The following is a 20,848-nucleotide window of genomic DNA, read 5'->3' as shown; positions in this document are numbered from 1 at the left end:
GTGGTAGACTCACTTTCCTCAAGAGATTCATAAAAAATAATCAGAGAAGATCGACATGACTAAGCGTGTCTACGCCTTTTTGTTTGTGGTTGCCTCGATTGCCCTTACACTCCCGGTTGTCCTTTTGGCTCAGGCCCAGAACAAGTCTCCGGTCTCTAGGCAAACGCTCCTCAGCAAGATGAAGTGGCGCTCCGTGGGACCTTCGATTGGTGGCCGAGTGATCACGGTCGACGGGGTTCCTTCGCGGCCCGATCTCTTCTATGCCGGCACTGTTGGGGGCGGCGTCTGGAAGAGCACAAACGACGGCATCTCGTGGCAGAACATCACCGACGGCAAGCTGCCCGGCGATAGCGCCAGCATCGGTGCGCTGGCCGTCGCACCGTCCAATCAGAACATCATTTATATCGGTACCGGCGAAGACGACATCCGCAATGACATGATTCCCGGCGACGGCATCTACAAGTCTACCGATGCCGGCAAAACCTGGACGGCCGCCGGGCTCAGCGACACCCACACCATCGCAAAGCTTGTCGTCGATCCCAAAGACCCGCAAGTGGTTTACGCCGCTAGCATGGGGCACGTCTTTGTCCCGGGCTCGCACCGCGGCATCTTCAAGACCACAGACGGCGGCAAGACCTGGAAGAAAATCCTCTTCGTCGATAACAAGACCGGCGCGATTGATCTGGTCATGGACCCGCAGGATCACAACACCATCTATGCCACCATGTGGCAGGCGCAGCGCATGCCCTGGGGCCTAAATGACGGCGGCCCCGGCAGCGGTCTCTACAAGTCCACCGATGGCGGCGCGCACTGGACGAACATCAGCCGTCATCCCGGCCTGCCGCAGGGTATTCTTGGCCGTATCGGCGTCTCCGTGGTCGCCAGCCATCCCAGCGTGGTCTACGTCATTGTGCAGGCCAAGGGCGGCGGTGTCTTTCGCTCAGACGATGCCGGAGCCACCTGGAAGCGCGTCAACAGCGAGTGGAAGCTGCGCCAGCGCGGCTTTTATTACACGGCCATCTACGCAGATCCTAAAGATCCCAATACTATCTATGTTCCCAATGTGGACGCGCTCTTCGTCTCGCGCGATGCTGGCAAGACCTTCTCAAAGCTGAAGACGCCACACGGCGACAACCACGTCGTCTGGATCAATCCGGATAACACCAAAATTCTACTGGAGGGCAACGACGGCGGAGTGACCGTCTCGCGTGACGGCGGCAAAAGCTGGAGCAGCGTGCACAACCAGCCCACCGGCCAGTTCTACCACGTCAATCTTGACGATCAGTTTCCCTTCCACATCTATGGCGCGCAGCAGGATGAGGGCTCCATCGAAGGCCCGAGCGCGTATCCTGGCGGCATTCCGCTCGGTGTCTGGCATGATGTTGCGCGCGGTGAAAGCACAGTCGTGGTGCCGCAGCCCAATGACCCTGCTATCACCTACGGCAGCGATTATTTCAGCATCTTCGTCAAGTACAGTCTCAAAGATCATCAGTTCCAAAGCGTAAGCCCGTGGCCCTACTACCTCAGCGATGGCTCTTCGCGGCAGAAGTACCGTTTCGGCTGGACGCATCCCATCCTGTTCTCGCCTACCGATCAATCCGAGCTGCTCATCGGCGCGCAGTATGTGCTGCGCAGCGATGATTATGGCCGCACATGGAAGCGCATCTCGCCCGATCTCACGCGCAACGATCCTGCAACGGAGATTCCCAGCGGTGGCTCAATTGATCTCGATCAATCCGGCGCGGAGATCTACCCCATCATCTCTTCCATCGCGGTGTCTCCGCTCGATGGCAATTTGATTTGGGCTGGCTCCGATGATGGGCTCGTGCATGTCACCACCGATGGCGGCAAATCCTGGAAGCTCGTAACGCCGCCCGCGCTGCCTGACTGCGAAATCAGTTCCATCGAACCCTCGCACTTCCATAAAGACACCGCCTACATGACCGCGTGGCGTTACATGTGGGACGACTATCGCCCCTTCGTCTACAAGACCACCGATCTGGGCCATGACTGGACCCTGATCACCCACGGCCTGCCTGCCAACCAGTTCGCCTATGTCATCCGGCAAGATCCGCACAACGCAAAGCTATTCTTCCTGGGCACCTACAGCAGCGTTTACGTGAGCTTTGATGGCGCAGCCAGTTGGCAGCCGCTCAAGCTCAATTTGCCCACCGCCGAGGTGCGCGACATCGCCATCAACTCGCGTCAGGGCGATGTGGTGGCCGCTACGCATGGCCGTGCCTTCTGGGTGCTCGATAACCTCAAGCTGCTCGAGCAACTCACCGAATCACAAACAGTGACCGCAAACAGCAGCGCCGTTTTCGCGCCACAGGACGCATGGCTCACGCACGACTACGGCACTGCGCATCACGGTAGCACCGGCTACAATCCGCCCTTTGGGGCGACGGTCTTCTTCCACGTTCCTTCTGATTACGATGGCAAGACGCCCATCTCGCTCGCTTTCTTTAATCCGCAGGGGCAGCTCGTGCGCAAGTTTGCGCTGCATCTTGAAACGCCAGAACAAAAGGCGCAGAAAGCTGGCAAACTCACCCCCAGGCAGAAGGCACACCTCACGGAAGATGAGAGCGGGGAAGACGCATCGCTCCAGATGAACAAAGACCTCGCTCTGCTCACCGCTATCTCGCCCGGCATGAATCGCTTCCACTGGGATTTACGCTACCCCTATGCCGTGCCGGTCACGGGCTATCACATTCCCGAGCCCGAGGGAGATCTCGCAAATATGCTTGGTGGCCCCACCGTGGTCCCTGGCAAATACACCGTCGTTCTCGATTACGGCGGCCATAAGACGCAGCAGACATTCCTGGTGCGGCTTGATCCGCGCCTACCCGTCACCCAGCAGGATCTTGAAGCGGAGCTGGCCTTCGGACTGAAGGTGCAGAATCAACTCAATGCGCTCGATGTGCAGCTCAATCGCGCCATCGCGGCAAAGGATCAGTTGCAGAAGGCGGTCGCCGCGCACACCCTTAGCAAGGCTGCTGCCACTCCCGCCCTCGACACACTCGATCAGTCGATTGAAAGCGTGCTACAAACAAAGATCGACTCCACTGAGGGCGATCTTCTGCATCCGAACAAGCTGCGCAGTCTCATCGCTTATGTTGCCGAAGATGTGAACTGGGCCTTTGCCCGTCCCACTCCGGCGCAGTATGCGGTCTACCAGGCGCTGGAGCCGCGGGCCATCGCCGCCGAGCAATCGCTGAAGGCTGCAACCGCAAAGGCAGAGCAGCTTCTGCATTAACGTTTGGTTCCAGTGCGCAACACTCAGGGGCAACGGCCTGAAAGCCGTTGCCCCTTTTTCACGAAACAAAGGTTTGTGTACCGGCTCGCATCCAGTCCCGCATTCCCTCATGCATGCTCAGGTATACTTCCGGCACAATGAATTTCCCGAGATTTTGGAGGCATTCCCTCATGTTTGAGCGTTCCTGCGCTTTCCGGCACTCTGCCATCGCATGTGCCGCTTTGATGGCCGCATGCGCCGCCGCACCGGCGGCACAAGCGCAACAGGCACCCAAGGCCGCCGCGGCTACCCACTGGGCCGCTCCGCAGGTCGAACCGGATTCCGTCACCGACGGCTCGGTCACCGTGGACGGCAAGACCATTCAGTATGAGGCCGTCGCGGGCACTCTCGTCGTCGGCTCCACTGACGCACAGGATGTTGGCATTGGACTCAACGGCAAATATCTGCCTGGTGCCGAGCCGAATCTTCCCGCCAACCCGGCGGACCGTCCCGCCACGGCTCGCATCTACTACGCCGCTTACTTCATGAAGAACGCGCCAAAGAACCGCCCCGTTACATTCCTTTACAACGGCGGTCCCGGCAGCTCCAGCATGTATCTGCACATGGGTGCCTTTGGGCCAGAGCGCATTGTTCTTCCGCAGGACGCATCGCATCCCGCAGCCGCGCCCTATAAGATCGTGCCCAACCAATACAGCCTGCTTGATGCTTCTGACCTCGTCTTCATCGATGCTCCCGGTACTGGCTTCAGCCGCATCTATGGCAAAAATGCCGCCAAAGCCTTCTATGGCACTGATCAGGATGCGCACGCTTTCGACCGCTTCATCCGCCGATTCCTGAACAAATACAACCGCTGGAACTCGCCCAAGTTCCTCTTCGGAGAAAGCTACGGCACCACGCGCACCGCCGTGCTCTCCAACCTGCTGCAGCACCATTTTGACCTCAACGGCTCCATCTTCCTTTCGCAGATTCTCAACTTCGATGACAGTGCCGATGGCCCCGAGGGCAATCCTGGCACTGAGAATGGCTACATTCTCGCGCTGCCTTCCATGGCTGCCACCGCCTGGTATCACCACCGCATCGCCAACGCGCCAGCCACGCTCCTCCCGTGGCTCACGCAGGTGGAGCACTTCGCGCTCGGTCCCTACGCCTCCGCATTGTTGCAAGGCTCTGATCTGCCTCAGTCGCAAAAAGAAGCCATCGCAGCCAAGCTGGCCAGCTACACCGGCCTCTCTGCTGCCTACTGGCTCAAGGCCAACCTGCGCGTCAGCGGCGGCGAATTCTCACACGAACTGCAGGCGAATGACAGCATCACCACTGGCCGCCTTGACACCCGCTATCAGGGCCCCGCGCTCAATCCGCTCAGCGGCTCGGCAAACTACGATCCCTTTGATGGTGCGCTCACCTCGCCCTATGACAGTGCCGTCAACCAATACACGCGCGACACGCTCAAGTACGGTTTGAACCAGACCTACAAGCCCAGCGCCTACGGTCCTGATTTTGACTGGGACCTGCGCCACAATCCCCCGGGCGAGCGCGGCTGGGATGCCAGCGTCAACGTGATGCCCGATCTCGCCAACGCGATGAAGCGCAATCCCAAGCTCAAAGTGCTGCTCATGGGCGGCTACTATGATCTGGGCTGCACCTTCTTCGCCGCTGAATACGAAGATAAGCATCTCCAGATTCCTGCCTCGCTTGACTCCAACATCAGCTATCACTTCTTTGAGACCGGACACATGGTCTACGTGACCACCTCAGCCCTGAAGCAGCTCCATCAGGTGGCTGCGGACTTCATTCGCGCCAACGAGAACGGCAACCAGTAGCCCAACCGCTGGGCCATCTCGCAACAAAAAATGAGCGGCGGAATCCGGAGCCTGAACTCTCCGTGTTTCCGCCGCTTTCTTATGTATTAGCTACGGTGACTAATCCCCAATCGGCATGCCCGGCGGCGCCTGCACCACAGGTGCCGGCACATACTTCGCCGGATTCTCAAAGAACGCATGGATTTCTTCTGCTTCCATCGCGTCGAGCGCCTGGTCTTCCACATCGCTTCCAGGCTGCGATGTCAGTTGCTTTTCCAGTTTTGTCAGCTCATAGCGCGCAATGGCCGCCGTCTCCGCTGAGTCTCCCGGATTCGCCGCCAGCCGCAGCAGTGCCTCCACAATCTGGTGATCCACCGCGTGCTTCACCTCGACTTCAAGCCCGGTCGTGCCTGCCGGAATCGCCGTCGAATCGAGCGTCGCTTCAATCACTGATTGCAGGGAGGGCTCCGCCGCATCTTCTGCGTGATACTGCACCAGGCGGTTGTCGCGCTCCGGATTAAACAGCAGCGCCAGCGTCAGGTCAGCCGCCGACTCCGCCGCTCCCAGCGGATCAAACGTTACGCCCGTGCGGGAAGGGAAGTCTTCCATGGTGCGGTGCAATCCCGGCGGCCGCGGCGGCAATACCTTCAGCAGCGGCTCCGGCAGCGTCAGCATGGCAGGCGAAAGCGTCTTCAGTACGCTCTTCAGCGCATGCTCCTGTTCGGCGGGAGCGACCATCTTCGGCAGCATTTGCCCATCCCCGCGCACGTTGTAGCGATAGTCGAGTCCGCCAATCTCCTTGGCTGCCGCCACCGTCTGGTAGCGGTGAAAGAGATACAGCGGCACAAGCAGATCTTCGAGCCGCGCCAGCGGAGTGCCCTCGCGAATCGCATCCACGCCAAACCGCTTCATCGCCGCTTCGCGCACCGTCAACACGCGATCCAGCTCCGTCGCAGCATCCGTGCCGTTGTCCCACAAATGCGCATCCGGATGCGCCGAGCCTTCCGGCCGCGCATCCGCATCCGTAATAAAAATCAGTCCCCGGCTTTGCGCGTCATGCAGGATCTTCCTGAGCGCGGCGGCGTCTTCACAACGCTGTCCGTCTTTGTCAAACTCGCGATATCCATAATCAATCGCAACCTTATCCCAGATGCCAATCCCCACCGGATACGCATGCTTCACATCAGGAATTCCATCCGCTCCCACAGTCACATGCGGCGCGGGATAATCCATCACCGATACGGTCTGCTCCGGTGCGTGCGGATAGCTGCTGGCCGCAAAGTTGTGCGCCAGCCCGAGTGTGTGTCCCGTCTCGTGCGCTGCCAGTTGCCGCAGACGCGCCAGCACCATCTGCAGCGCGGCATCATGGGCCTCATCGGCAGGCGGCTTTCCATTCTTATACGGAGCCAGCAGCGCTTCGGCAATCAGATAATCCTGCCGCCCGCGCCCGCCGCCCAGCGTCACATTGCCTTTGAGAATTTCGCCTGTGCGCGGATCCACCACTGAAGCCCCATAGCTCCATCCGCGCGTAAAGCGGTTCACCCACTGAATGATGTTGTAGCGCACATCCATCGGGTCTGCGCCCTTCGGCAGAACGCTCACTTTGAAAGTCCCCGGAGCCCATCCCGCGGCCTGAAACGCCTGGTCCCACCAGCTTGCGCCTTCCACCAGCGCCTGCCGAATCGGCTCCGGCGCGCCGCGATCCACATAGTAGTGCAGCGGCGTCACCGCCTGGCAATCCGTCACGCAATGCGGATCTTTCTTGATCAAACGATGCCGCGTGATGAACTGCTGCGCCATGCGCTCGCCCAGTGGCGCATCATAGTCGCGATACGAAAAATCAAAATATCCCGCATTCGGTGAAAACCTGCGCGGCACATATCCCGGCGGTGGCAGCCTCACAAACATCTGCCGTTCGCGAATCGTCACCGCGCGAGGATTCGGAGTCACCTCGCTCACAATATTTCCCGTCGGCCCCAACTCGCTCGCACCCTCTACAAACGTCAGCTCCGCTTCTACCACGGAGTTATCCGGAAAGGCCTTCGTCTCCCCCGGCAAAATCGTCGAGCGGTTCAGGTCCACGTGATAAATGCCCTGATGGCCTTGCGCCAGGGCTTCGGCAATGTGGTGCACGTCGCTCAAAAAATAGGGAGTCGCATCTACCAGCACAGTTCCATCGGCATTCTCGGCCGCAACCTTGAAGCCGGCGAGCACTGAAACCGGAAACGACTCCTTCACCGCCGCCTGCTCCGCCGCGCTCGATGACGAACTGCGAAAATCGAGGTTCGGTTCCACCAGCAACACTTTCGGTCCGGTGCGCTCAAACCGCACAATCGCGCCCTCTGAGATTTGTCCGCGATCGAGCCCGTAGCCGCCCAGGTGGCTGGTGCCCACACTCCAAGGCGTCGAGTGCGTATAGATGTACTGGGGTGAGCGCGTGCGCGCCGCATTCCCATCCATTGGAATCTCAAAGTAGACCTTGCCGTTATGCGCATCCCAATCGAGAGAAATCAATCCGGGCATGTGCTTCATGCCGGCAGTGGCCTTGCTCACCGTAGGCAATGGAGAAGAGCCGGAGGCCGCAGTGGCAGCCGAGGCAATTACGCCCGGGGCGCAGAGAAAAAGTGCGAACAGAGAAGTCAGCGAGCGAGACATGCACCCTTGTAGCACATTCGGCATCGGGAACCGCCGAGGAAATGTGGTGCCGCTCACAAAGCAAAACGGCGAAGAGCTTGTGCTCTTCGCCGTCTCTTACAGACTGATTCTGATTTACAGAACCTGGACGTTGTCCGCCTGCCAGCCCTTGGGGCCCTTCACAACGTCAAACTGCACTGCCTGGCCTTCCTGCAGCGAGCGAAAGCCATTCGTCTTGATGGCGGTGTAGTGAACAAAAACGTCCTCACCACCCTGGCGGCTCAGAAATCCGAAGCCCTTCGCATCGTTAAACCACTTTACTGTTCCTTGTTCCATGACTCTTGTTCCTTGTTACTACTCGTGTTGATGTATCGCAGCTGTCAATTTGGGGATTGTTGCGAGTAGAGCACGAGCAGAACAGGCAAGAACACCAGATCGATGCGACGACCTGCTATTAGAGTAGCACGATTCCCATTTTCTCCCTGCTTTCGAATGCCTGCGGCAATCTTTTCCAAATCGGTCGAAGGCATTGATTCTTCAGAGTGTTAGAAGCCCGCAGGCCGCTCCTGCCACACATTCAATTTGTGCTCCACCGCCAGCCCTGCGCGGGCCACGGTACCCTCGTCGAACAGTTTGCCGATGAAGGTCACCCCATGCGGCACACGGCGCGGCGGATTAAAGCGCGGCAGCGGATGCTTCGGATCGGGCGCCCAGTCGCTCCGCGCCTCTGACACTTCCACAAACCCCGTGCGCAGCGTCAGCGAAGGATGCCCCGTAAAGTTCGTCAGCGTCAGAATCTCATCCCGCAATGAAGGCACCAGCAGCACATCCACGTCAGCGAATACACGCACCATCTGCTCGGCCACCAGCCTCCGCAGCCGGTCTGTCTGCACGTAATCCACCGCAGAGAGAAAGCGCGCCTGCCGGAAGAGATTCGGCCACGAGTCCGGCGTCTGCATCCGCATCTCATCCACCTGCCCGTCGAGCGTGATCTTTTCAAACGAGGCCGCCGCTTCGGCAAACAGAATCGTGTTGAGCGACCCATAAGGCCAGTCCGGCAGATGCACCTCCAGCGGTGTCATATCCAGCTCCGGCAGCATCGCCAGCACATTCCTGTCCACCTCGGTTGCCGGTGCCTCCTGCATCCACGCCGGAATGTAACCCACACGGATACCTTTTGCCGGTACGCGCGCGTCATAGTGCAAATGGCTCGGCAGGGAATCGAGATCCCCCGCATCCGGTCCGCTGATCGTGTGCAGCACCAGCATCGTGTCTTCCACGGTGCGGGCCATCGGACCCAGCTTGTCGAGCGACCAGCAGAGCGTCATCGCTCCAGTCCTCGCCACGCGCCCAAAAGTCGGCCGCAGTCCCGTCACGCCGCAGCGCATGCTCGGGCTCACAATGCTGCCCTCGGTTTCACTGCCAATCGCAAACGCTACCAGCCCGGCGGCCACGGCCGCGCCAGGTCCCGCGCTTGAGCCGGACGATCCCTCTTCCGGCAGCCACGGATTCATCGTCTGCCCGCCAAACCACACATCATTGAGCGCCAGCGCGCCCAGGCTCAGCTTGGCCACCAGTACGGCTCCGGCCTTTTCCAGCCGCTCCACCACCACGGCATTCTTCTTCGGCACGCGATGCTCAAAGGGCTTCGCGCCCCATGTCGTCCGAATATCCGCCGTGTCCAGCAGGTCCTTCGCTCCCCACGGAATTCCATGCAGAGGTCCGCGATAGTGTCCCGCGGCAATCTCCGCATCGGCCTGTCGCGCCTGCTTCCGCGCCAGCTCCGACGTCAGCGTAATCACGCAGCGCAGCTCGCCGTCATATCTGTGCAGACGTTCCAGATAGATCTCCGTCAGCCGGGTCGAAGTCAGTTGCCGCGTCCTCACCCAGTGCGCCAGTTGCCAGACGGCGGCATAAGCAATGTCCTCATCCTTGGCCGGCACCGGTCCAGGGTCCCGTAGCGCAGGAACAAACAAGTTCGTCTCCGGCCCCACCGGCGCTCCCGGAATCACTGGATTCCACTGCGAGGCAGGGAATAGTGTCTCCGGCAAATCGATCTTTCGCGGCCCGGTGCGTCGCTCATACAGCGGAGCCATCGCCTGCGCCCAGCTCCCGGCAGCCTCTTCGCGATGCGCTTCTGTCATCGTTACGCGTTCCAGCTTTTCCGCCTCGGCAAAAGTTCCGGCGTTTACCTCGGGGCCCACCGGCGAGGCCGTCGCAAAGGCTGGTGGTGCTCCCGGCGGCAGCTTGCTCTTGGCACCATCCGTTGTTTGAGTCATTCCATAGGCTCCCGTCATGGCGCTCATCAGCGTCAGCGATGTGCCACCCAGAAATTTGCGTCGAGAAGTATTCATGGCTCTCCGGAAATCGTCATTGTAGCCGCAAACCCCCACGCGATCCCCCTCGGGGCAGACCGCAGCTCTGCAGCTTTACGATCTTGCGAAATAGCACAAGAGTGGTATCCGCTCGCGCGGAAAAGTGGTCAAGAGTTCCCAAGTCCGTGGTAACTTTCGTTCTGTAATGATATTACCGAGGATGCCATTGGTGGTAACTAGGGCAACGACTAAGAGGTTACCGTTAATGCCTTCCTCACCGAAAGATTCGTTTCATCGCCCAATCAGCTAGCGTTGGTCCCGCCCGCCGCGCTGTCTACGCCAGCAATCAAGCACTTCACCGGATCATCATCATGCTTTCTCACTCTGCTTCGTTCTGGCGTCCGGGTTCCCGGCGCAGTGCCGCTTCCAAGATGCCGCGGCTGTTCTTCGGCCTCTTCTCGATCGTCGCTCTCCTGCTCTTCGGTGCCTTCGGCGCGCAGGCGCAGAGCGCCTTCGATTTCGCCTCCGCTGCCTCGCCGCAACCTGTCGGCCAGGCCACCGCGGCTCAATCGATCACCGTGACCGACACGCTCTCAGGCAGCGAATCCGTTTCCACGGTAGAGGTGCTCACGCGTGGCGTCTCAGGGCTCGACTTCGCCAACGCCGGCGGCACCTGCAGCGGGGCCAATCTCCTGCAGAATCAGACCTGTACCGTCAGCGTGACCTTCACTCCTGCCGCGCCGGGACTGCGCAAGGGAGCTATCGTGCTTCTGGACAGCAGCAACAATGTCATTGGCACAACCTACATTTACGGCTACGGCCTGGGACCGCTGGGAGTCTTCACACCTGGAACCATTTCCACCGCCGCTGGTTCGGGCATTTACACCGTCTACAACGACAATCAGATTTCCAAAAACGGTGACCTCGATCAGCCCTCCGCCGTTGCCATCGACGGAGCCGGAAACCTCTACATTGCCGACAGCCTCCACAACGTCATCCGCGAGGTCACGCCCTCCGGCGGCAGCTATTACAACGGAACCATGGCCACCATCGCTGGGACTTCTTCGCCCGGCTACACCGGCGACGGCGGCCAGGCAGTCAACGCCACCCTGAGCGACCCGCGCGGCCTCGCCATTGACGGGGCGGGCAATCTCTACATTGCAGACACCGGCAACAACGTCATTCGTGAAATCAACGCCGCCACCCACATCATCACCACCATTGCGGGCACCGGCACGGCTGGCCCCGGCGGCAATGGACCCGCTCTCTCGGCCACGCTCAACGCACCGCAGGGCGTTGCCGTCGATCCTTCCGGCAACGTCTACGTCGCCGACACCGGCAACAATCTCATCCGCGAGATCTCCGGCGGCCAGATCACCACTATCGCGGGCGACGGATACACCGACTCCAATCACAACGGCCGCTTCACCGGCGACGGAGGCCCAGCCACCTCGGCCAGCCTCAACCGTCCGCTCGCCGTAGCCTTTGACAGCAGCGGCAACATCTACATCGCCGATTCCCAGAACAACCGCGTCCGCGAAGTCTTCACCTCAGGCGCGCAGTCCGGCAACATCACCACCTATGCGGGCAGCAGCAGCGTCGGCTATGGCGGCGACAACGGCCCCGCCACCAGCGCGGCTCTCTATACGCCTTCAGGGCTTGCCTTTGATCCTGCCGGCAATCTCTACATCTCTGACACGCAAAACGAGCGCATCCGCAAGGTCTACGCCTCGGGCACCAGCGCTGGCGATATTACCACCGTGGCAGGGAACGGGAATCTGGACTACACCGGCGACGGAGCCGCCGCCACCACCGCTGCCATTTATGACCCGCTCGGCCTCGCCATCGACGGCCAGGGCAATCTCTTTATTGCGGCCGCGCTCAACCAGCGCATCCGCGAGGTTTCCGCCACTCCGGTCGAACTCACTGTGCCAAGTAACTCTCCGGTCCGCATCAGCCAGGCCTCGGCCGTGTTCAAGCAAGACATTGAAAACGACGGCAACAGTCCGCTCAGCATCGCCAGCATCACGCCTGACGCCAACGCCTCGTACAGCGCCAACGACACCACCTGCTCCACCACTTCGCCAGTGAGCGTGGACACCACCTGCGCCATCGGCGCGCAGTTTGCCCCCACCGGCTCCAACCTGGGCCTCGAAACCGGCCACATCACCGTCGCTGACAATGCCTCCAACACGCCGCAGGTCATCGACATCACCGGCACGGCCGAGTCCATCAACGCCGTCACCATCACCATTACCGGCACTCCTAATCCCGCGATTTATCAGCAGAACATCGCCTTCACCATCAATGTGGGCTCCGCGCCCTCGACTGGAATCCCCAGCGGAACCGTCACCATCCTCTCTGACGGCGCGCAGATCGGCACCGCGACGCTCGACGCCAACGGCAACGCCACCTTCTCCACCAGCAGCCTCCCCATCGGCACGCACACCATCACCGTGAACTATCCCGGCGACTCAGTCCACGAGAAGGGAACTCAGACCTACTCGCAGGTTGTCCTGCCGCCCACGCAGATTCAGATCACCTCCAGCACACCCGGCAACACTGCCGTTTACGGCACCAATGTCACCTTCACGGCGGCATTCAGCGGCGAAAACGGAGGTCCCGTGCCGACCGGCAACGTCACCTTCACGGCCAACAACCAGACCTACGCTGTGCCCATCGGCACCAATGGAACCGCCTCGGTCAGCATCAGCAATCTCCCCGTCGGCACCGACAAGGTGACCGCCAGTTATGCGGGAGACGCCAGCAACCCGGCCAGCAGCGCCAGTCTCAACGAGGTCATCACCGCCATTCAGACGTCGCTCCAGTTGCTCGCCTCCAACACGGCACCCACCTACGGCAGCGACGTTATCTTCACCGCAACCGTCACACCCGCTCCCACCGGAACCGGCGCCGAATCCGTCTCCTTCTACGATTCCGCCACCTGCACCGGCACGCTGCTCGGTACCGGAGTCGTCGGCTCCGGGCAGGCCGCCATCACCACCAATGCGCTGCCTGCGGGCCCTGACACCGTGTGCGCCAAATACTCCGGCGACTCCATCGATGCCACCTCAACGGCACTCGTAACCGTCACGGTGGCAAAGCTGCAACCAGCCATGGCGCTAGCCGCATCTCCGGCCAGCCCTTCGCTTGCCGGAACCGCCCTGACCTTCACCGCGAAGCTCACCGGCGCATCCACGCCGCCCAGCGGCCAGGTTAGCTTTACTGCTAATGGCAACGCCTTAGGCAGCGCCGTCACTCTCGTCAATGGAGTCGCCACACTCTCCGGTGTCTCCCTGCAGCCCGGCGCATACACCATCGCGGCCTCCTACGCGGGCGATTCCAACAACCTGAGCGCCACCGCGTCGGTTCCTTACTCCTCCACGCAAGCACAGACCGCTGTGGCTATCACTCCCGATCCTGCCGCTGGCATCGCGGGCCTCCCCGTCCATCTAACCGCGCGAGTCGCCGTCACCTCTTCAGCCGGAGTCACGGGTTCCGGCGGCACGCCCACCGGCACCCTGCAGTTCTACCGCAACGGAGCCGCGCTGGGAGCGCCGCAATCGCTCGTCAACGGTGTCGCTTCTTTCGCAACGCCTGCCTTCGATCCCGGCACTTATGCCATCACCGCAACCTATTCCGGAGACAAAAACAACGCAGGCAGCAACTCGGCCTCCGATCCGTTGACCGTGGTGCAGGCCAAAACCTCCGTCGCTCTCACCTCGTCATCTCCCAATAACACCAGCGTGGCCACCCTGCCGGTCACCTTCACTGCGACAGTCAAAAATCAGGATGGAGGCCCGGTCCCCTCCGGCAATGTCATCTTCTCTGATGGTGGAACGACCCTCGCCACCGTCGCCCTTAACAGTTCCGGCGTCGCCATCTTCACTACGTCGAGCCTCACGGTGGGCACGCACTCCATTGTGGCGGCTTACGCCAGCAGCACAGATGATGCTGGCTCGCAGTCCAACACCATCGCACAGGTCGTGCAGCCCATTCCCACCAGCGTGACGCTCGGCACGTCACTCTCCACCGCCACCACCGCGCAGCAGGTCATCCTCGTCGCCAGCGTCACCGGCAATCCTGCCCAGCCGGTTCCCAGCGGAACCGTCGAATACTTCAGCGGATCCACCAAGCTCGGCTACGGAACCGTTAATGCCAGCGGCGTCGCCACCTTCTCTCCTGTGTTGAACCCCGGCACCTACACACTCACGGCGCAATACCAGCCCAACGACAACATCCACGCGCCATCGACCTCGCAGCAAATTACGCTCACCATTACGCCGGGCAATGGCTTTATTTTCCTGCCTGACAGCAGCAGCTTCACCCTCACGTCCGGCCAGAATAAAACCCTGAGCTTCACTCTCCAGTCCAACGACAATTTCACTGACACCATCGATTTCGGTTGCGCCGCGCTGCCCCCCGGTGTCACCTGCCAGTTTTCGCAGCCCAACGTGGCTCTGGCCGCCAACGGAACCGCGACCGAAACAGTAACAATCGACACCGCCTCGCCGCTCAGCAGCGGCACCCAGGCTCGTCTGGACCAGAACAACTCCTCGGGCACCGTACTCGCCGGCATCTTCCTGCCCCTTGGACTGGTCTTCGGCTTCCTCTTCCTGCGTGGACGCAAGCGCAACACCGCGCTCTTCACCGTGATGCTGCTCCTCATGCTGGCCGGAACCACATTCATCGTCACCGGTTGCGGAGGCGTCAACTTCACGGGAGCCGCTCCCGGTTCCTATACTTTCCAGATCGTAGGCACTGGAGAAAATACCCACGTGACGCGCAGCATTAACGTATCCATGACGGTAACGAAATAAATGGAACGGAAATCCATCTCTCCCGTCCTCTCTTCTGTCCTGTTGCGTTGCCTCGCCACGCTGGCGCTGCTTTGTGCCCTCGCAGGCTCCAGCCAGGCCCGCGCGCAGGTCGCAGAATCCGCCGTCGGCGGCAACCAGAAAATCAGCGCTGGCGTCCTTGGTTCGGCCTTTGAGAACAACTACGGCAATCGCCGCATCGTAGGCACTGGAGAAAATACCCACGTGACGCGCAGCATTAACGTATCCATGACGGTGACGAAATAAATGGAACGGAAATCCATCTCTCCCGTCCTCTCTTCTGTCCTGTTGCGTTGCCTCGCCACGCTGGCGCTGCTTTGTGCCCTCGCAGGCTCCAGCCAGGCCCGCGCGCAGGTCGCAGAATCCGCCGTCGGCGGCAACCAGAAAATCAGCGCTGGCGTCCTTGGTTCGGCCTTTGAGAACAACTACGGCAACCGCCGCCTCGCCGGGTTCAGCGCCTTCATTGACGTGGATCTCAATCGCCATTACGGCATCGAGGGCGAAGGCTCATGGCTGCACTGGCACCAGCGCGACAAGGTATACATCGACACATACCTCGCGGGGCCGCGCTACCAGTTCAACTACATTGGCCGATTCCGCCCCTATGCCAAATTTCTGATCGGTGACGGAAAGTTCAACTTTCCCTACAACTACGGCTACGGCAATTACTTTGATATGGCCCCGGGTGCAGGCGTCGATTTCCGCCTCACGCCTCGCATTGACTGGCGAATGGCCGACTTCGAATATCAAATCTGGCCCGGCTTCACCTTCGGCACGCTCCACAACTACGGCATCAGTTCCGGCATACGCGTGCGGCTCTTCTGATAGAGCAGGCTACCTGATCTCAGCCTGTCACCAGTTCCGCACTCTAAAATGAGTGCATGACCTTGCCTCCGGCCAGCCCCGCCATTGCGGTGGTGTTGGTCCGTACTCGCAACCCGCTCAACATCGGCGCCGCCGCGCGCGCCATGATCAACTTCGGCTTTCATGATCTTCGCGTCGTCGAGCCCTTTGATCTTGCCTGGCAAGAGGCCCGTTCCGCTGTCGGAGCCGCCTCCATTCTGGCCTCAGCACGCGAGTGCTCCACCCTCGCCGATGCCGTGGCAGACTGCACCTGCGTGCTCGGCACCTCCGCCATCGGAGACCGCCAACCCCTGCAGCCCATCGTCGATCTCCCTGCCGCGCTCCCCTGGCTCGCCCAGCGCGTGGCCGGCCGCATCGCGCTCGTCTTCGGGCAGGAGAAGCACGGCCTCACCAACCACGACCTCAGCCATTGCGACGCCATTCTGCGCATTCCCACGCTGCCCGAGCAGGCGTCCATGAATCTCGGCCAGGCCGTCGCTGTCTGCCTCTATGAATTCGCACGCTCCGGCCACGCCCCCACGGCCACGGAAGCTCCCAAAGCGGCTCCCGCCGCCGATCTGGAGCGCCTCACGGCTTCGCTGCATCGCTTATTGTGCATTTCCGGTTACATAAAGCCCATCGCTGCCCAGGGAGCGCTCCTTGAGGCTCGTGCCCTAATCCATCGGCTCACTCTCAACAGGGAAGACACCCACCTTCTCACCGGAATGCTGGCAAAAATCGAGCGAAAGCTCGCCCGCTAGCGCTGTCTCCATCGGTTTCACCATTCTGGTAACGCGCCGCCGGGAAAACGTAACCATCACAGAAACAATCCTGGGATGGCCGTGTTTTCTGTCAATCCTCATGCAATTTTTATTTGAGTTCATGCAAACTCTGTGGAAAGTGCGTGCGCCTGAAAGGTTTTTCACATTCGCTTCATAATCCCATTCCGGCACAATCGATACTCTTGATTTGGAAGACACCGTCCGCAACGAAGGGACGGTCACGATAAGCAGTACCAACCCCTTTTGAGGCCAAACAAATGAAGCTAGCCAGATGGGCGTTCCGCGCCCTCACTCTGTCGCTGATTCTGTGCGCAGCCATCTTTTCCCCCACTCTGCACGCACAACAGACCCTCGGTTCCATCAACGGAACCGTGACGGACTCCACCGGCGCCGCCATCCCCCAGGCAAAGGTCACCGTAGTGAATAACCAGACCAGCCTGACCCGCTCTACAGTGTCTGGCAATGATGGATTCTTCCAGATCCTCAATCTGCCCATCGGCACTTACAAGGTGACGGTCGATCACGACGGATTTCAGAGTGCCAGATTTCCCAGCATCACGGTGAATACTGCCCTCACCACTACCGTGCCGGCATCGTTGAAGATTGGCAGCACGGCTCAGACCGTCGAGGTCAACGCCAATCCGTTGCTTAATGCCACAGACACGACCAACGGTTACACGCTCAACAAGGCTCAGATCAACGCCACCCCGCTCGCCACCGGCAGCTTTACGCAGCTTGCCATCCTCGCGCCCGGCACCAGCGCGGACTTCATCTCCGGCATCGGCACCGATCAGGGTCTCGGCAACCAGAACATCTGGGCCAACGGCCAGCGCGCCACTGACAACACTTACACCGTCAACGGCGTCAATATCACCAACCTCTTCAACGGGCTCACCGCCAGCCAGGAAGCCTCGCAACGCGCCAACTTTAACATCGGCGAAGGCAGCTCCATCGGCGGCGTCAGCAACAATACGACATCGGTCTACGGCTCTAACGGCAACGGCCTCGCCTCACCGCCCCCTGAGTTCATGGACGAAGTGCAGGTCACTACATCGATGTACGGCGCCGACCAGGGCGGCACCTCCGGCGCGCACGTTGAAGTTAGCACCAGCACCGGCAGCAACCGCTACCACGGCCAGCTCTATGGCCATTACGGCACCAACGGGCTGAACGCCGCCCCGTATTTCTACAAGCAGGATATTGGCCTCGGCTTTCTCAGCCCTGCCTACCAGAATCCCTCCTTGCATAAGTGGATTGCGGGCGGAACCGTCGGCGGCCCAATCATCAAGAACAAGCTCTTCTTCTTCCTCGGCTATCAACACCTCTATACGTCCGACCAGTTCGGAGCGCTCTCAAGCATTCAGGTTCCGTATGGCCTGACCGATGATCGCAGTGCTACCGGTATCGAAAATGCCCTTTGCAGCTATTTCGCCGCCACCAAGGACGGCAAGAAGAAGTCCATCGATCCGAACAACGCAGATTGCAGCAGCAACGGCGCTCAGGGCATTCCGCAGAGTTCGTGGAATCAGTCTGCCATCGCCCTTTTGCAGGCCAAGCTCCCCAACGGCCAATACCTGATTCCTTCCGCGCAGGGCAGTGGTGTCGGTGGGGCCGCTCAGGAGAACCTGCTGGCGGGCAATCCCGACGTCTCCGAGGTAGGAACGTCGCTTTTCAAGGGCGATCAGGCCACCGCTTCGCTCGACTACAACGCCACGAACAACGACCACATGTCGGCCAAGTACTATTACCAGCACACCCCGGCCGTCAGTCCTTTCGGCGGAAGCGCAGTTTTCGGCTTCCCTAAGAATGAGGATTCGGGCGCCCAGGTGGCCTCGCTGAACAACTCCATTACGATTGGTTCGCGCATTAACTGGGAGCAGCGTTTCGGTTTCTCTCGCGCCAAGGTGTACAGCAACTTTGGTTCAGATCTCAATGCTTCTGACGTTGGCATCTCGGTTCCCGGTGGTAATTTTTTCCCAGGCCTTTCGCTTGGTAAATTCGCCCAGAACAATTCCAACGGCAACAGCCTCAGCGTGGGCCCGGCCTCTGACTTTGTAGACAGCGGCTACTTCCAGAACCGATTCTCGCCCTCGACCAACGCGATCTTCACGCTTGGGAAGCATACCGTCAGCGTGGGCTTGAATTACGATTACACGCAGCTCAATATTCGCAATGACCGCGCCGGACACGCGCAGTTGTCCACCTCCAACTTCGCTTCGTTTTTGCAGGGCAGTGTCCATAGCGGCACGGTGCTGGAAGGGCTCACCAATCGTCACTACCGCTCCAGGGACGCAGGTGCTTTTGTCCAGGACAAGTGGCAGGTGCGTTCGAATGTCAGCATTACGGCTGGACTTCGATATGACTATGATGGCCCTCTGACTGAAGCCAACGGTCTGATGTTCAACTTCGACCCCAGCCGGTACCAGTCCAGCCCTGCGGCCATCACCAACTCAGGCTTCATCGTGGCCGGCAACAACAAGCAGTACGGAACTCCCGGCGTCAGCGACTCTACCCTCAAGGGCCGGCAGTGGGGTATCGCACCTCGTATCGGCATCGCCTGGTCGCCGAAGCGCTTCCATAATAAGGTGGTCTGGCGCGCTGGTTATGGTCTTTATTACGACCGTGGCGAATACTTCCAGTACCTCTCGCCGCCGGCGGGTTCCGGCATCGGCGGCCCCTTCGGCGTGACGCAGGAAGCTCCCTTCGCTGCCTACACCAATGTCAACGGCAACTTGAGCGCCCCCTTCAGTGGTGGACTCACGCAGCCCACCACTCCGGCCGCCATTGCCTCCACTCTGCCCACGCTGGATTATCAGGAGCAGCAGTGCACTGGCTCTAACATCTATAGCGGTAACACGCTCTCCGGCTATGCCTGCGATGCCATCCCGGCCATCATTGGCAACTACAACATCAATAACGTTCTGCCCTATACCGAAAACTGGACCCTCGATTTCCAGTGGCAGCCGACCAACACCACATCCGTTGATATCGCCTATGTCGGCAACCGCGGCAAGCACGAGGTGGTTCCCATTCCGTTCAACGAGCCGGGAATCGCCACGCCGAACAACCCCATCAACGGGCAGGACTACTCCTACGGCGTTGAAACGATGAGCACCCAGACGAATCCTGCGGATCCGAACGGAGCTCCATACTTCAACAAGTACGAGCCTTATGACACGTTCAGCGGCGGCAACGTCGATCTGCGCGTGCCTTATGTTGGCTACGATCCCAACTCTGCCTCCTTTGAATCGCGCGCTATTTCCTCGTATGACGCCCTCCAGGCGCACATCGAGGAGCGTATGTCGCACGGCTTCCAGGCAGGGCTCTCCTACACCTGGTCACATACTCTAGACGAGCAGAGCGACGTGGGCCTCTTCTTTACCGGCGACAACCCGAAAGATCTGCGCAGCTCCTATGCGGACGCCGACTTTGACCGCACCAACGTCATTACCTTCAACTACGTCTACCAGGTGCCTGATCTGGTCAAGAGCATGCGCAACCCCTTGCACTTCATCACCAATGGATGGTCTTTGCAGGGCATCGTCATCGCGCAGAGTGGTCAGCCGTTCAGTGTTTATGATTTCTCGGGTGCCGTCGGCAACGAATACTTTGGCGGCAACATTTACCTCATGAACCCCGTGTTGCCCCTCAAGCCGGGCATTCGTCCCCGTCAGGCTGAGACCGGCTACAACGGTGCTCAGGCTCAGGTGGATTCGAGCAAGGCATCCCTCAACGCCTCTGATTTCGAGATTCCCCTCATCACTCCGGGCGAGCAGGGTACCCCGCCTTGCGATACCACCACGGCGGGCGGCAATGCCGGTCCTGGCGGTGGTCCCCTCTGCGACGTCTTTGAAACCGGCTTTGTTCCTGGACAGCGCAATATCTTCCGTCAGTCCTCGCAGCGCCGTGCCGATCTGACCATCCAGAAGGAGTTCAAGTTCCGTGAACGCTACAACCTGCAGTACCAGTTCCAAATCTTCAACCTGACGAACACGCCCAGCTTCGATATTCCGCAAAACAATATCACCCTGGCGTCCACTTACCTTGAGCTCCTGGGTCCCGGCGACTCAAACTACGCCAATGGCACGCAGGTCCAGCCCTACCAAAGCAATACGGTGGTCACGCCTGGCTCGCCGACCGGCAACGCAACCTGTCAAGGCAGCTCCCAGAACTGTGCCTATGAGCTTTACACGGCGCCAGGTCCGGGAGTCAGCAATCTCGGTTACGTCACCAGCACCATCGGCAGTAATCGTGTGATTGAGATGGCGCTCCACCTCACCTTCTAAATCACTCCAACCACTCACTCAGCGGGACCGGCCATCCGGTCCCGCTTTTCTTTTCGCGGTATTCCGCTGACGCCCCTTGTTCTCCGCCGCGAAGC

11 protein-coding genes are annotated in these 20,848 nt (G+C 60.1%); 7 read left to right on the top strand and 4 right to left on the bottom strand.

The window, feature by feature from the left end:
* Window positions 1–55 precede the first annotated feature (55 nt).
* Complete coding sequence (locus ACP_RS02645) at window positions 56–3,256, top strand: WD40/YVTN/BNR-like repeat-containing protein (RefSeq protein ID WP_083770487.1); 3,201 nt, start codon at window positions 56–58, stop codon at window positions 3,254–3,256.
* 170 nt (window positions 3,257–3,426) lie between these two features.
* Entirely contained in the window at window positions 3,427–5,076 is a 1,650-nt protein-coding gene (locus ACP_RS02640) for a S10 family peptidase (RefSeq protein ID WP_012680934.1), read from the top strand.
* 99 nt (window positions 5,077–5,175) lie between these two features.
* Here ACP_RS02640 and ACP_RS02635 read toward each other — a convergent pair whose 3' ends face one another.
* The 4 genes from ACP_RS02635 to ACP_RS02625 form a co-directional block, all read right to left on the bottom strand.
* A complete protein-coding gene (locus ACP_RS02635; protein WP_148214997.1) occupies window positions 5,176–7,710 on the bottom strand; it encodes a zinc-dependent metalloprotease in 2,535 nt (844 codons plus the stop codon).
* Window positions 7,711–7,824: 114 nt separating this feature from the next.
* The gene (locus ACP_RS02630; RefSeq protein ID WP_012680932.1) at window positions 7,825–8,025 is read right to left on the bottom strand and encodes a cold-shock protein; all 201 of its coding nucleotides are present in this window, start codon (window positions 8,023–8,025) and stop codon (window positions 7,825–7,827) included.
* Window positions 8,026–8,069: 44 nt separating this feature from the next.
* Window positions 8,070–8,219 (bottom strand): hypothetical protein, encoded by a 150-nt coding sequence (locus ACP_RS18230; protein ID WP_169305895.1) that lies wholly within the window; start codon window positions 8,217–8,219, stop codon window positions 8,070–8,072.
* Window positions 8,220–8,234: 15 nt separating this feature from the next.
* Window positions 8,235–10,043: an amidase gene (locus ACP_RS02625; protein WP_041839222.1), complete on the bottom strand. Its 1,809-nt coding sequence runs from the start codon at window positions 10,041–10,043 to the stop codon at window positions 8,235–8,237.
* A 332-nt stretch (window positions 10,044–10,375) separates the two neighbouring features.
* Between ACP_RS02625 and ACP_RS17105 the strand changes: the two genes are divergently transcribed.
* The 5 genes from ACP_RS17105 to ACP_RS02600 all read left to right on the top strand — a co-directional run bounded on the left by ACP_RS17105 (window position 10,376) and on the right by ACP_RS02600 (window position 20,753).
* A complete protein-coding gene (locus tag ACP_RS17105; protein WP_083770486.1) occupies window positions 10,376–14,824 on the top strand; it encodes an Ig-like domain repeat protein in 4,449 nt (1,482 codons plus the stop codon).
* On the top strand, window positions 14,825–15,088 hold the full coding sequence (locus ACP_RS02615; protein WP_012680930.1) for a hypothetical protein: 264 nt from the start codon (window positions 14,825–14,827) through the stop codon (window positions 15,086–15,088).
* Window positions 15,089–15,667: an outer membrane beta-barrel protein gene (locus ACP_RS02610; protein ID WP_012680929.1), complete on the top strand. Its 579-nt coding sequence runs from the start codon at window positions 15,089–15,091 to the stop codon at window positions 15,665–15,667. It begins immediately after the preceding gene.
* Window positions 15,668–15,723: 56 nt separating this feature from the next.
* Window positions 15,724–16,446 carry an RNA methyltransferase gene (locus tag ACP_RS02605; RefSeq protein ID WP_012680928.1) on the top strand — a complete coding sequence of 241 codons (723 nt, stop codon included), beginning with the start codon at window positions 15,724–15,726 and terminating at the stop codon, window positions 16,444–16,446.
* A gap of 278 nt (window positions 16,447–16,724) precedes the next feature.
* Window positions 16,725–20,753: an outer membrane beta-barrel protein gene (locus ACP_RS02600; protein ID WP_012680927.1), complete on the top strand. Its 4,029-nt coding sequence runs from the start codon at window positions 16,725–16,727 to the stop codon at window positions 20,751–20,753.
* Window positions 20,754–20,848: the final 95 nt, after the last annotated feature.

It is taken from the genome of Acidobacterium capsulatum ATCC 51196 (genome assembly GCF_000022565.1).
Taxonomy (GTDB): Bacteria; Acidobacteriota; Terriglobia; order Terriglobales; family Acidobacteriaceae; genus Acidobacterium; species Acidobacterium capsulatum.
Note: the sequence above shows the minus strand (reverse complement) of the source record. Positions and strands in the feature narration are given on the sequence as shown.

Bases quoted from the DNA above. Each gene is read 5' to 3' on its own strand.
- ACP_RS02600 (WP_012680927.1), top strand. From the start codon at position 16,725: ATGAAGCTAGCCAGATGGGCGTTCCGCGCCCTCACTCTGTCGCTGATT.
- ACP_RS02645 (WP_083770487.1), top strand. From the start codon at position 56: ATGACTAAGCGTGTCTACGCCTTTTTGTTTGTGGTTGCCTCGATTGCC.
- ACP_RS02615 (WP_012680930.1), top strand. From the start codon at position 14,825: ATGGAACGGAAATCCATCTCTCCCGTCCTCTCTTCTGTCCTGTTGCGT.
- ACP_RS02610 (WP_012680929.1), top strand. From the start codon at position 15,089: ATGGAACGGAAATCCATCTCTCCCGTCCTCTCTTCTGTCCTGTTGCGT.
- ACP_RS18230 (WP_169305895.1), bottom strand. From the start codon at position 8,219: ATGCCTTCGACCGATTTGGAAAAGATTGCCGCAGGCATTCGAAAGCAG.
- ACP_RS02630 (WP_012680932.1), bottom strand. From the start codon at position 8,025: ATGGAACAAGGAACAGTAAAGTGGTTTAACGATGCGAAGGGCTTCGGA.
- ACP_RS17105 (WP_083770486.1), top strand. From the start codon at position 10,376: ATGCTTTCTCACTCTGCTTCGTTCTGGCGTCCGGGTTCCCGGCGCAGT.
- ACP_RS02605 (WP_012680928.1), top strand. From the start codon at position 15,724: ATGACCTTGCCTCCGGCCAGCCCCGCCATTGCGGTGGTGTTGGTCCGT.
- ACP_RS02640 (WP_012680934.1), top strand. From the start codon at position 3,427: ATGTTTGAGCGTTCCTGCGCTTTCCGGCACTCTGCCATCGCATGTGCC.
- ACP_RS02635 (WP_148214997.1), bottom strand. From the start codon at position 7,710: ATGTCTCGCTCGCTGACTTCTCTGTTCGCACTTTTTCTCTGCGCCCCG.
- ACP_RS02625 (WP_041839222.1), bottom strand. From the start codon at position 10,043: ATGAATACTTCTCGACGCAAATTTCTGGGTGGCACATCGCTGACGCTG.